Genomic DNA, 13373 nt, shown 5'->3' on the forward strand with positions numbered 1-13373 from the left:
GGAGTGATCAGGGGTAAATTCAGGGACTTTTTCCCTGAAAATTAGGTAATTGACCCCCTCAAAATCGGTAAAACCCCACACCCCACACCCCACACCCTACACCCTGCCCCTAGGAAAAACTTTTTCAGCAAACCCTAAGTATATTTAACCCAACCATTGGCGATTTTATCTTCTCTTAGGACATCATATTAGCAGAACGAACATTAACGTTAACTTCTAGCCTGCCATTGCCGAGCATATCTAACCCAGTGACACTAAACAGATTAGCTTTAATGCCCCTTTCCTGAAAATTAGCCTGTAATTCTTTGATGAGAACCTCTTCCACTTTCCCTTCATCATCTGCTAGAGCTTGGACGATTTTAGCGGCAAAAGAGCCAATTTTTGCGCTTAATATTTCTTCCACATTGGTAATCTCGATAATAACCATTGATTTTTCTTCTTAGTAGAGGACAAATAGCATAAGAACAGAATTTGCGAGAAAATAGAGCTGCTCTCATCTTAGGAATCAGTATAACCTGCACTGTTCCCCCCCAAACGTAAATAGGCTTCAATAAAGCTATCTAAATCCCCATTCATTACCCGGGTAACATCGGTGGTTTCCACATTACTGCGGAGATCCTTAACCAATTGATAGGGATGAAAAACATAGTTACGGATTTGATTGCCCCAAGCGGCCTCCACCATATCGCCGCGAATTTCGGCGATCGCTTGAGCCTGTTGTTCCCGGGCGATAATTAACAATTTCGCTTTTAATAAAGCTAGGGCTTTTTCTTTATTTTGTAATTGCGATCGCTCTTGGGTACAACGCACAGCGATACCTGTGGGAAGATGAACTACACGCACGGCAGTTTCCACTTTATTAACATTTTGTCCACCTTTTCCCCCAGATCTAGTGGTGGTAATTTCTAAATCTTTATCGGGAATTTCTACCCTCACCGCATCATCGCCCAAAATTGGCATCACTTCCACCCCGGCGAAACTGGTTTGACGTTTACCATTAGCATTAAAAGGGGAAATTCTTACTAACCGATGGGTGCCTTTTTCTCCTTTCAGATAACCGTAAGCATAAGTTCCGGCAATCTCAATTGTCACCGATTTAATTCCCGCTTCATCTCCTTCTGATATTTCCGCTAAAGTGACTTTATAACCCTGTTTCTCGGCCCAGCGAGAATACATTCTCAGGAGCATTTCTGTCCAATCTTGGGCATCGGTTCCCCCGGCCCCCGCATTAATCGTTAAAACCGCTCCTTTTGCGTCGTAGGGACCATTTAAAAGCTGTTGCAATTCCCAGCGATCGAGGTCATGCTGTAAATGAGTTAAATTGTCCGTCGCTTCTTCTAGTAAAGTTCGATCGGATTCTAATTCTAATAACTCGATAATTGCCTTGGTATCTTCTAATTGTCCACACCAACCCTGATAGGTTTCTAAAGAAGATTTACATTCATTTAGTTCTTGCAGGGTTTTTTGAGCCGTATCGAGATTATCCCAAAAAGTAGGGACGGCCGCCACCTGTTCTAAGTCTTTAATTTTCGCCCTTAAAGTGGGTAAGTCAAAGATAGTCCTGGGTTTTACCCAGGCGCAATCCTACTATCTCGATACCTTTTTTTAGTTCCGATATTTCCATGTTTTCAGTTATCAGTTATCAGTTATCAGTTATCAGTTATCAGTTATCAGTTATCAGTTACTCTAGACGTCAGGAGTCTGGGGAGTCAGTCCCGATGAAAAAATTTTCACCCCCACAGAGGAAAGAGGTTTCCTTCCCTACACCCCACACCCCACACCCTACACCCCCTTTCAAGTCAGGAGTTGAGAGTTGGGGTTTTAGGGTTTTGGGGTTTTAGGGTTTTAGGGTTTTAGTTGAATTCCCCCATTTCCCCATTTCCCCATTTCCCCATTTCCCCATTTCCCCACTTCCCCATTTTCCCATTTCCCCTATCCACTCTCTGTTCCCCGTTCCGCAGTTCCAGCGTTCCCTAAAATGGTACGATCGATCCGCTCAGGGGGGCAAGAGTTTGTAAAGCGTTTTCAGCCTTATCGCGACTACTAAACGCGCCTATTTGCCAGACGCGACGACCTTGGTGGGAAGTGGGGAAAGCGTCGGGATAGAGAGAACGAACCCTAGTGCGATCGCTCTCGGTTTTAGCTTCGATTACTACTTTAAAACCTTGGCGACTACTATTGCTCATATTACCACTACTGGGATTAGCGGCAGCCCGATTAAAAGTGATTACGTCTGATAAACTTCTGGGATTGCCTAGGTTGCGCGGTGGCGGAGGTGGTACAATTGCATTATTATTCTGAGAATTGGGAGGAGTCAGGGGGGGTAAATTAGGGGTAACTGGGGACGGTGGCGTTAAATTTGGCTCTGGTACTGGATTATTGACCACTGGCTGAGGATTGCTCTCTACTGCTGTTTCTGCAGCGGTAAAGGTATATTCTCGCACTTCAGGATTAGCAGCAGGATTAACAGGTGTTTCTGCTTTGACGGATTCTCTGGGGAGGGAATAACTATTACCCGCGAGTAATTCCGGGGGAGGATTGAAATTGGGACTATCGGCAGTTAGATAGATATGACTGAGATTTTGACCGGCTAGACTGCGTTTAGTAAAGCGCCAGCCATCGATGAGATAAATTTGCATTAAACCGGTCCCTAAACCTTTTGTCCGTCCAATAATTACCTCCGATTGCCTGGGATTGCGGGGGGTTCCCACAAGGACTAATTCCCCGTTGCGTTGTACGATACGCAGCAGGTATTCTAAACCGTAATCTTTGCCCTGAATGCGAAGGGAATAACCGTTACTGTCGGTGGCCCGTTCACAACTGCCGGTAAAATCGAAATCGAGCAGCAGAGGCTGAACAATGGTCGGTTCTGTGCCATTTACCGCCCAACATTGGCGTTTTCCTGGGATTTGTTGCAAAATCAGTAAATCGTATTTACCGTTACCGTAGGGTCGGGCAATAGCGATAAAATCTTCTTGATTAACTTCTCTTTGTTCAAAGAGAGTTGCTTGACTCGGTGTAGTCAGGAGACAACCCCCCAGAAGTGAAAACAATAGGGTAAATTTTAAGGATGATTTTAGATTCATAAATAGGGAGCGTTGTTATGGAGATTGTACTTGCATTTATTTTATCGATCTAGACGTAAGCCAGAGAATTTTGTTTTCTTGGAAGATAGCTAGGGTTTGCTCAATAAATCTAAAAACCTTGTTGGGTAAAACTTTTAGACTTTTTGGTTTCCAAAAAGTACCAGATCTGGTAGTGATCGGGTGGAAAATCCCTGGACTTTTTCCCTGAAAATTAGGTAATTGACCCCCTCAAAATCGCTAAAACCCTACACCCTACACCCTACACCCCACACCCTACACCCTGCCCCCACCGAAAAACTTTTTGCCGCAAACCCTAGTTATTACTCGACCTAATCCACAGTAGGATAGAGATTGCTAAAAATTGACTCTTGAGTAGAGTGGCAACAAGATGGCGAAAGCGGCGATTATTGGATTGGGAAGATCGGGAATAGCAGCGGCAAGATGCTTAAAACAGGATGGTTGGCAGGTGACATTAAGCGATCGCTCTGATTCTCCCAGTTTACAAGCAACCAAAACCAATCTGGAAAGGGAAGGAATTATTGTCAATCTTGGTCAAAATCTCAGTCTAGAGGCTTCGGACTTGCCTAATCTTATCGTGGTTAGCCCCGGGGTGCCTTGGGATGCCCCGATTTTAATTACTGCCAGAGAAAAAGGCATCGATACGATCGGAGAATTAGAATTAGCTTGGCGTTATCTGCAATCTTCCCCTTGGTTGGGTATTACGGGAACTAACGGCAAAACCACCACCACCGCCCTCTGTGCCGCTATTTTTCAAAAAGCGGGGTTAAATGCCCCTTCCTGCGGTAATATCGGCTATGCTGCCTGTGAATTGCCTTTAAAAGCCGATAAATACGATTGGATTATTGCGGAGATTAGTAGTTATCAGATCGAGTCCAGTCGGGATTTATCGCCGAAAATCGGCATCTGGACAACTTTTACCCCCGATCACCTCAGTCGTCATCAAACCCTCGAAAATTATTATCAGATTAAAGCCTCTTTACTGCAAAGAAGCGATCGCCAAATCCTCAACGGTGATGATCCCTATCTGCGTCAAATCGGTGTTAGTCAATGGCAACAAGCTTATTGGACTTCTGTGCAGGGCAAAGCTGCGCTTTTGGGCGATCCTAGTCGTGGTGTTTATCTCCAAGATAACTGGATCGTGGCTTTTGGGGAGTTAATTGCCCCGGTTAATCTCCTGAAAATGGTGGGTAGTCACAATCAGCAGAATTTGCTTATGGCTGTGGCCGCCGCTAGATTGGCAGGAATCGAGAAAAAAGCCATTACCGAAGCGATCGCCACTTTCCCTGGGGTTGCCCATCGTCTAGAGTATATTTGTACCTATAAAGGCCTAGACTTTATTAATGATAGTAAAGCAACTAACTACGATGCCGCCGCAGTGGGCTTACAATCCGTCCCTAGTCCGGCGATTTTAATCGCGGGGGGAGAAGCGAAAGCAGGGGATGATCGGGCTTGGATCGCTGAAATTAAGGCAAAAGTCGCCACCGTGCTGCTGATTGGTGACGCTGCCGCCGATTTTGCCCGTCGTTTACAGTCAGCAGGTTATCAAGATTATGAATGTGTAGAAACGATGGACAGGGCAGTTCAACGCGCGGCTGAACTAGGACCGGCAAAAGAGGCTAAAGTGGTGTTATTATCGCCCGCTTGCGCCAGTTTTGACCAATACCCAAGTTTTGAACATCGCGGCACTCACTTTCGGCAATTGTCTTTACAGTTATAGGGAGATGGGGAAGTGGGGAAGTGGGGAAGTGGGGAATTTCAACTAAAACCCCAACACCCTAACACCCTAAAACCCTGTTGCCGACGACTAAAACGCAATTTTTGTTGCCAAAGATCCTCTTTTTTGGCTAAGTTGGGTAAAATCAGGAGGAGTTAACCAAAAAAATTAAGAGAAAAAACGTGCTGGGATCGTCCTTCCATCTTGATCATCTTTTTAACAAGCCCCTAATTGCCTGTCTTTTGTCCTGTGTGGGTGTCTTGCTGCCGATCCCAGTTTTAGCGACACCGGTGGCAGTGTTAAAAAGTCAAGAAAATGCCAATCAATGGACAGCTATAACCGAACGTTTGCAAAATGTCGGGGTTAATTACTGCATTCTCCAGAGTAATCAGTGGCAAAGCGACGCGGATTTAAATAAAATTAAGGTTCTAATCATCCCCAACGTCGAGACTATTTCCGGTTTACAAGCTGATGTCTTGAGTCGTTGGCTTAATCGCGGTGGTAAAATTATTGTCACCGGTCCGGCGGGGAATCTTTCGGAACCTGCTGTGCGCGATCAATTGCGATCGCTATTTGGGGCTTACTGGGCCTATCCTCACTCCCAAGCTTACACCCTGCGGCCGACTAATTTGGGTGAACTGAAAAACCAAAAACCTTTAGCCAGCAGTCTCCTCGGTGGTGTGGTTATCCCCACGGGAGTTAATAGCCAAACCGTTGCCGTCTGGGGGGCGCGGAACAATCCCCCCGCCGTTGTCCTCAATAATAACTCAATCTTTCTCGGTTGGCGCTGGGGCAGCGATGCCGTCGCTAATCTCGCCCTCGATAGTGCTTGGCTAGAAACCGCCCTGCAACGCTACGGCATTAATCGCAGTTCTTCCAATAGCACAATTGCGCCCTATTGTCAAGGAAGCTCAACAATAGTTAATAATATTAACAATACACCATTAGCGATCTCGCGTAGCGAGCGCGTTGCGATCGCACCCCGTCGCCCTCTACCGCAGATTTCAGAAAATCCCCCCAGTGAAACGGCGAGATTAAGTCCGAGTACCGAGGCAATTCCCCCCAGAGCCAGCCTAACTCCTCAACAAATTAGCCAGATGACGGCGGAATTGCAGGGATTAATCGGGCGTTATGGGGTGACTCTCTTAGCTTTAGAAGCCAGCAACAGTAATATATCCAATACTGATAAATCCTTAGCACAAGCATTTCATAATCGCGGGAAAAATTCCCCCACCTCAGATACAGCCAGACGATTCCGTTTAGCCCTAGAAAATGCCCAAGGAGCCTTAAATAATTTTCAGAATTTAATTGCTCAGGGTTCCTATACGCAAGCGCGAGAATTTTGGTTACAAGCGCGGCGAAGTCTTTGGGATAATTATCCCACTAATCGACAATTTGCCCAGCCAGAAATACGGGCAATGTGGTTAGATAGAGGCACGATCGTAGAAGCTAAAAATGAGGACGATTTAGCTAAAGTATTTGATCGCATGGCGGCAGCGGGTATTAATGTGGTCTTTTTCGAGACAGTTAATGCTAGTTATACTATTTATCCCAGTCAAGTTGCCCCCGAACAAAACCCTTTAACCAGAGGTTGGGATCCCCTAAAAGTTGCCGTTAAATTAGCCCATGAACGCAATATGGAAATCCACGCCTGGGTGTGGGTTTTTGCGGCGGCTAATCAAGCTCATAATAAAGTATTAGAGCAACCATTAGATTATCTAGGTCCGGTTTTATCCCGTAATCCCGATTGGGGGGCAACTAATAAAAGTGGTGGTTCTTTTGATTACAGTCAAGGCATGAAAAAGGCCTTTTTTGATCCTGCTAATCCCGAGGTACAGAACTATCTTTTATCTCTTTACGAGGAAATTGTCAAGAATTATGATGTGGATGGCTTGCAGTTAGATTATATTCGCTATCCCTTCCAGAGTCAAGATTCTAATCAAACCTATGGTTATGGTAAATCCGGCCGCTGGTTATTTAAACAAATGACGGGAGTTGATCCAATTACGTTAAATCCCCGGGGTGCTTTATGGGAACAATGGACTAGCTTTAAAATCCGTCAGGTTGATACTTTTGTCTCGCAGGTTTCTACTCGCTTAAAACAGATTCGCCCCCACTTAAAAATGTCGGCGGCGGTGTTTCCCCTAGAACAAAAAGAACGATTATATCGTATTCAACAAAACTGGGAAGAATGGGGACAAAATCAATGGATAGACCTGATATTTTTAATGACTTATGCTCTCGATACAGGGACTTTAGAAGATAAAACCAAGTCTTTATTTGATCGCCAAATTGCAGGAAATGCTCTGATTATACCCGGTATCCGTCTGTTAAAAGTACCCGATCAAGTCACGATCGATCAACTACAATTTATTCGCAATCTTCCCACTTCGGGATTCGCTCTTTTTGCCACAGAAAATCTCAATCCCAACTTGCAAACAATTCTTAATCGCATTCAGGGATCGATAATTACGAAAAAAACCGAACCTTTACCCCACCGTCAACCCTTCAAAACGGCGGCGGCGAGGTTTAATTCCCTGCGTCAAGAGTGGAGTTTTTTAATAATAAATAATTTATGGGCAATGGAGGAGGGAACCTTAAAAGCTTGGGGGCAAGAAGTGGACGAAATGGCTAATCTATTAGAACAATTGGCTAATAATCCCAGCCCTCGCAATTTGACTTTAACTCAAAATGCTTTAAAGCGATTTAGCTATAAATTTAAATCTGTGATGTCCAGACAAAAAGATTTATCTGCCTATCAAATACAGGTCTGGGAAAATCGCCTCGCCACCCTACAAAGTCTCTTAAGTTATGGTCAAATGGTTGAGTTTTAATTAAGGCAAAAGGTAGGAGGCAGGTTTTGGGGTTTTAGGGTTTTAGGGTTTTAGTTCAATTTCCCCACTTCCCCACCTCCCCACTTCATAATTCATCATTCCCACACCCCACACCCCACACCCCACACCCCACACCCTCTTGTCAGAGGCCCGCCCGAATATGTAACAATTTATGGGAGAAACCCCAAGCAAATTTAACGAGAAAAACATGGCAGCTACAATTAAGAAAGGAGCTTTAGTCCGCGTGGTGACGGGAAACCTAGAAAATAGCCTCGAAGCCCTAGCCAGCGATCGCCGTTTACCCAGTTATATGTTCAACTCGACAGCAGAAGTCTTGGATGTAAAAGATGATTACGCTTTGATTAAATTCTATGTTCCTACCCCCAGTGTGTGGCTAAAGCTCGAACAACTGGAACCCGTCTGATGAGGATATTGCCTCATCCATAAACCATGGCTGACTTCTACGATACACTCATCCCCTGTCAATCGCCCCGAGTCTCGGTTATTGGTGCTGGTAACGTCGGACGCACCCTGGCCCAACGCATCGCCGAAAAAAACCTCGCCGATGTAGTTCTCCTCGATATCGTCAATGGTTTACCCCAGGGTATTGCCCTAGATTTGATGGAAGCTCAGGGCATAGAACTGCACGACAGCGAGATTATCGGCACTAATAACTACGAAGACACGGTAGGTTCGGATATTGTCGTGATTACGGCTGGATTAGCCAGAAAACCGGGCATGAGTCGCGATGATCTCATGAATGTCAATGCCAAAATTGTCGTCGAGGCCGCCACTAAATGCCTCCAGTATTCTCCAGAGGCCATTTTTATCGTCATCACCAATCCCCTGGATGTGATGACCTATCTAGTCTGGCAAGCAACCGGTTTACCCCCCCAAAGAGTGATGGGAATGGCCGGAGTCCTCGATTCTTCCCGTTTACAAACCTTTATCGCCATGGAATTGGGGGTTAGTACCGCCGACGTTCATGCCATGGTCTTGGGTGGTCACGGTGATTTAATGTTGCCCCTACCCCGTTACTGTACCGTCAGTGGTGTGCCGATTACCGAATTAATGGACGAGATAACAATTAATCGTCTAGTGGAGAGAACTCGCAACGGTGGGGCTGAAATCGTCAAATTACTGCAAACTGGCGGCGCTTATTACGCCCCTGCTTCCTCTGCCTGTACCATGGTCGAGACGATATTGAGAAATCAATCCCGTTTACTGCCGGCGGCAGCCTATCTTAAGGGTGAATACGGTTTACAGGATGTCTATCTGGGGGTTCCCTGTCGCTTAGGATGTCGGGGTGTGGAAAGTATTCTGGAAGTGCGTTTGACCGATGCTGAACGTCTGGATTTACACACTTCTGCCGCCTCAGTTCGTCAAAATGTTCATTTAGCCCTTGACAGTCTCAAGGTTTTGATGTAGTCAAACTGCCCGCAAATTTAAATTACTGGTTGAGATGAGGCAAGAGGCAAGACCCCCCCACCCCCTAGTAGGGTTGATTCATGAATCAACCCTACCTTGAATCAACCCTACCTTGAATCGACCCTAGGGGCAAGGGGGGGTGGGGGAGATTCGGCTAATCTAAGAATAAGCGGCTTAAATGCGTCTTAGCTTAATACAACTCATATTTTAAGAGGGTACAGGGCAGAGAACCGTTATACAAGGGAGTGCGACGGGAAGAACGCAGGCCGATTTGTTTAGTCAGTTCTTTGTTTCCCGATAAAATATAGGCTGTCCAACCCTTAAACCTCTGTTTTAAGACATCACCGAAGGATTTGTATAAGGCCCCTAATTCTTCGGTATTGCCCAATCTTTTGCCGTAAGGGGGATTACAGAGAATAATCCCTCGATCGCTCGTCGGTTCTAAGTCGGTGATGCTTTGCAAGCTAAAATTAATATGCTCCTGCACTTGACAAAAATAGGCATTATCCTCGGCCTGACGCAAAACCTCATAATCGGCATCACTAGCATAAATTGGCGCATTTAGCCGAGATTTTTGTTTTTCTTTAGCTTCCTTAACCAAAGATTGCCATAAATCCGGTTGATAGTCTGGCCACTTCTGAAATCCGAACTGGGAACGAGATAAACCGGGGGCAATATTTAAAGCTTTTAACGTCGCTTCGATGACAATGGTTCCCGAACCACAAAAAGGGTCTAAAAGCGCCATATCATCCTGCCATGCCGATAATTCTACCAAAGCAGCGGCGAGACTTTCTTTCAGAGGTGCGACTCCCATGGCCCGATGATACCCGCGACGATGTAAACTGTGACCAGAACTATCTAAACTAAGCACACAGCGATTTTTCTCGATATGAGCGTTAATTTGCAGGTCGGGATTTTCTGTATCCACAAAAGAACGGGGATTCCCCTGTTGACGCTGTTGGTCGATAATAGCGTTTTTGATGCTTAAAGCGGTGTAATGGGTGTGATTGAGGCGATCGTTCGTTCCCGTACATTGTACCGCTAAAGTTTCCTCACTGCTGAGATAATCGCGCCAATCAATGGCTTGAATGCCATCATAAAGTTCCTCCCCATCCCCACAGGGAATTTCGGCAATGGGAACCAAAACCCGAAAAATAATTCTTGACCAAAGATTGACTCGATAGAGTAGGGCCAGATCTCCCTGAAAATGGACTCCCGTGAATACTGGTTTCACTTCTTTGGCCCCTAGGAATTCTAATTCCCTAGCGGCAATTTCTTCTAGTCCCCTCGCGGTAGTAGCAAAATAGGATCGAGTCATTTCAGTTATCAGTTATCAGTTATCAGTTTTCAGTTATCAGTTTTCAGTTATCAGTTATCAGTTATCAGTTATCAGTTATCAGATGTGAGTTATCAGTTATCAGTTATCAGTTATCAGTTATCAGTTATCAGTTATCAGTTATCAGTTATCAGTTATCAGTTTTCAGATGTGAGTTATCAGTTTTCAGATGTGAGTTATCAGTTATCAGTTATCAGATGTGAGTTATCAGTTATCAGATGTGAGTTATCAGTTATCAGTTATCAGATGTGAGTTATCAGATGTGAGTTATCAGTTTTCACAGAAAGATTTTAATTTTCATCTCCTTGTAAATTCCTATCTGATTCCCTCAAGTCAGTTAAAATCGATTAATGCCACAGGATTTAGTGCATCGGAAAATTTTACCCAATCACGAGCATAATAATCCTCTTTTGTCAAGGCAGAAATGCTTAATAATTGTGTCGCTGTGGTCATTAGTTTTATCCTGACAAATGCTCAGACCGACTCTGTGGCTCTCTCCTCTCCCCTGAAGTCTTAACAAGTGATTGAGATGCACGGGCAGCTAATCTACTGAGAAACCCAAAAAATGCGTCTTTGATTAGGATCCCGTCGGGGACTTTGTTCCCCCATGACTTGCCGCGCTTGACTAGGATCGAAGCTGCGAGTAAATTGACCGCGCAATTGATTGACGCGTTCCTCCTTTTCTTGGGCTGCCAAACGCACTTCTTCCAGTTTTGCCTGTTGGATCTGTTGGTAGGGTAGCAAACGAGCGATCGCAAAAACTGCCGTGACGGAAATGGCGCTATAGGCAATAATTCGCATCCAAATCTCGATAACTTGCCAGGTTTGGGATTTATTGCCGCTTTTTGGCTTTTTTCGTGTTTTTTTGTCGGTTTGGTTTCGTGTTCCTGCGGTCATAGATTTATGAGTATAAGTAAAATCGGTCAGAAAAGTGGCTAATTACCTTCAAGTTACACCCAATCACTGATAACTGGTAACTGATGACTGATCACTGAAAAAACCCCAATCGGTCTATCCTATAGCTAGGTCAGACGGGATCAGGGTTTATTGAAAGCGACTTTACTTATAAAGTTCCGTCGCTAGACGAAAAGCCAAAATCCCGGGGATTAAAGCAATTACCAGAGCGACCAAAACTTGAGTATCAGAAAGCATTGCTGATTATCTCCTCATAAAGATATTCATCCAATACTTTCCGACATCATCGGGGTTCTCTGCATCATTTCGTTACAAGACTTCATATCTCCCCCCCCCGATGACGGTTATCTCCCCTAGAAAAGAAAGTTGTAAAAGCGTTAAGCTGAGGTATTGCCATGATTACATTTATTTTTACCTGCGGCCTCAATGTTAGACTCGCTCCTTGATTCATCTCTAACCCTTAGTCTAAAAACCCCGTTAATTCTGTTGGTTCTCATTGCCCTAGAAGCGGTATTATCAGCAGATAACGCCATTGCTCTCGCTTCCATAGCACAGGGATTAGGAGATCATCAGCGTCAACGTCAGGCCTTGAATATTGGCTTAGTTTTCGCCTATATTCTCCGTATGATCTTGATTCTTACCGCCACCTGGGTGGTTAAATACTGGCAGTTTGAACTTTTGGGAGCAGTATATTTGCTCTGGTTAGTCTTTAATTACTTTGCCTCCCCTGAAGACAAGGATCACAGCCATCATAGTCTCCAGTTTCACTCTCTCTGGCAAGCTATCCCCCTAATTGCCGTTACTGATTTAGCTTTTTCCCTCGATAGTGTCACCACTTCCATCGCCGTGGCCGATGATACTTGGTTGATCCTGCTTGGTGGTACGATCGGAGTAGTTACCCTGCGCTTTATGGCGGGTTTATTTATTCGCTGGTTAGAGGAATACACCCACCTAGAAGATGCCGGTTTTGTCACCGTCGGTTTGGTGGGTTTAAGATTGCTGTTGCGGGTGATTAGTCCCGATTTTGTGCCGCCGGAATGGATTATGATTAGTTTAATTGCTATCCTCTTTGCTTGGGGTTTCTCAAAACGCAACGATCGAGAACCAATAGAGAGTGATACCATCCAATCTGATAAATTGCCATAAAATAATCATCAGGAGTCAGTATTCTCCGAGCCAGTATTCAGGAGATTGCTTTTATTTATTCTCCCCACTTCCCACTCCCCCACTTCCCACTCCCCCACTCCCCCATTACCCCACTTCCCCACTTCTCAACCCCTGACTAATTACCGACCACCGAAAAGAAAATCCCTAGAAGATCATGTCATCTTTACCGACTCCATCTGCTGATACCTTAGAAAATTCTACTCGATCGCCCTCTTGGAAAATTAAACTCCTCTACGATGGAGAATGTCCCCTCTGCTTGCGCGAGGTCAATTTTCTGCAAAAACGGGATGCTGGGAGAGGATTAGTTGCTTTTGTCGATATTGCCGCCGAAAACTATAATCCAGAGGAAAATGGCGGTATTTCTTTCGCGGCAGCCATGGGACGAATCCACGCCGTACTAGCTGATGGTACTATCCTCCAAAATGTGGAAGTGTTTCGCCAAGTCTATGATATTTTGGGCATTGGTTGGATTTATGCCGCTACCAAATGGCCGGTTATTGGGTTTCTAGTGGATATTATCTATGAAATTTGGGCTTCTTGGCGATTAACCTTAACCGGAAGACCGAATTTAAAAACAATCTTAGCAGAACGTCAAAAACGTCTGGAATGCAACTCATCAAATCGTTGTTCTCAGTCAGTTAAAATCTCCTAAAAAAATAGGGAGTATTTAGGGTTTGCTGAATAAATCTGAAATGTAGGCAAAGTAAAGGTTTTGGGGCTTTTCTTGCGAAACAGGTGCAAGATTTTGAGAGAATCGTCGTTCAAAACCTTGCGTCTTCATCGGCCCGCGTCCTGTAGGGGCGAAGCATTCGGACAATAACCTATCGGTGAAAAGGTAGATTTTCTATCCGAATGCTTCGCCCGTACTTATT

General features: G+C 44.9%; 12 protein-coding genes. 6 read left to right on the top strand and 6 right to left on the bottom strand.

Annotated features, from left to right (window positions below):
• Positions 1 to 175: 175 nt before the first annotated feature.
• From O9295_RS13875 to O9295_RS13885, 3 genes are all read right to left on the bottom strand, one after another.
• The gene (locus O9295_RS13875; RefSeq protein WP_002739055.1) at positions 176 to 427 is read right to left on the bottom strand and encodes a DUF8653 family protein; all 252 of its coding nucleotides are present in this window, start codon (positions 425 to 427) and stop codon (positions 176 to 178) included.
• Positions 428 to 498: 71 nt separating this feature from the next.
• Positions 499 to 1624, bottom strand: a protein-coding gene (prfB, locus tag O9295_RS13880; RefSeq protein ID WP_155726567.1) for a peptide chain release factor 2 whose coding sequence is annotated in 2 segments (ribosomal slippage) — positions 499 to 1551 and positions 1553 to 1624 — 1125 coding nt in all. Because the reading frame shifts where the segments join, the coding sequence is not laid out codon by codon here.
• Between the two features lie 349 nt (positions 1625 to 1973).
• Entirely contained in the window at positions 1974 to 3086 is a 1113-nt protein-coding gene (locus tag O9295_RS13885) for a DUF3747 domain-containing protein (protein WP_288033384.1), read from the bottom strand.
• Between the two features lie 388 nt (positions 3087 to 3474).
• Here O9295_RS13885 and murD point away from each other — a divergent pair, with 388 nt between their 5' ends.
• The 4 genes from murD (at position 3475) to mdh (ending at position 9083) form a co-directional block, all read left to right on the top strand.
• Positions 3475 to 4824, top strand: coding sequence for a UDP-N-acetylmuramoyl-L-alanine--D-glutamate ligase (gene murD, locus O9295_RS13890; protein WP_288033385.1), 1350 nt, complete (start codon positions 3475 to 3477; stop codon positions 4822 to 4824).
• A 179-nt stretch (positions 4825 to 5003) separates the two neighbouring features.
• Entirely contained in the window at positions 5004 to 7655 is a 2652-nt protein-coding gene (locus O9295_RS13895; protein ID WP_288033386.1) for a glycoside hydrolase family 10-like protein, read from the top strand.
• Between the two features lie 208 nt (positions 7656 to 7863).
• The gene (locus tag O9295_RS13900) at positions 7864 to 8079 is read left to right on the top strand and encodes an NAD(P)H-quinone oxidoreductase subunit O (RefSeq protein WP_002758722.1); all 216 of its coding nucleotides are present in this window, start codon (positions 7864 to 7866) and stop codon (positions 8077 to 8079) included.
• A gap of 26 nt (positions 8080 to 8105) precedes the next feature.
• Positions 8106 to 9083, top strand: coding sequence for a malate dehydrogenase (mdh, locus tag O9295_RS13905; RefSeq protein ID WP_288033389.1), 978 nt, complete (start codon positions 8106 to 8108; stop codon positions 9081 to 9083).
• A 190-nt stretch (positions 9084 to 9273) separates the two neighbouring features.
• Here the strand turns inward: mdh and O9295_RS13910 are convergent, their stop codons facing one another.
• From O9295_RS13910 to psaM, 3 genes are all read right to left on the bottom strand, one after another.
• Positions 9274 to 10401, bottom strand: a complete 1128-nt coding sequence (locus tag O9295_RS13910; protein ID WP_288033391.1) for a THUMP domain-containing class I SAM-dependent RNA methyltransferase — start codon at positions 10399 to 10401, stop codon at positions 9274 to 9276.
• A gap of 564 nt (positions 10402 to 10965) precedes the next feature.
• Complete coding sequence (locus O9295_RS13915; RefSeq protein ID WP_288033392.1) at positions 10966 to 11316, bottom strand: slr1601 family putative cell division protein; 351 nt, start codon at positions 11314 to 11316, stop codon at positions 10966 to 10968.
• Between the two features lie 162 nt (positions 11317 to 11478).
• Positions 11479 to 11571, bottom strand: coding sequence for a photosystem I reaction center subunit XII (gene psaM, locus O9295_RS13920; protein WP_012264462.1), 93 nt, complete (start codon positions 11569 to 11571; stop codon positions 11479 to 11481).
• 189 nt (positions 11572 to 11760) lie between these two features.
• Here psaM and O9295_RS13925 point away from each other — a divergent pair, with 189 nt between their 5' ends.
• Together O9295_RS13925 and O9295_RS13930 are read left to right on the top strand one after the other, a co-directional pair.
• Entirely contained in the window at positions 11761 to 12480 is a 720-nt protein-coding gene (locus O9295_RS13925) for a TerC family protein (RefSeq protein ID WP_079206768.1), read from the top strand.
• Positions 12481 to 12655: 175 nt separating this feature from the next.
• Positions 12656 to 13153 carry a thiol-disulfide oxidoreductase DCC family protein gene (locus tag O9295_RS13930; protein ID WP_147074020.1) on the top strand — a complete coding sequence of 166 codons (498 nt, stop codon included), beginning with the start codon at positions 12656 to 12658 and terminating at the stop codon, positions 13151 to 13153.
• The last annotated feature ends 220 nt before the right edge of the window (positions 13154 to 13373 follow it).

This window comes from Microcystis sp. LE18-22.4A, assembly GCF_027531105.1.
Lineage (GTDB): Bacteria > Cyanobacteriota > Cyanobacteriia > Cyanobacteriales > Microcystaceae > Microcystis > Microcystis aeruginosa.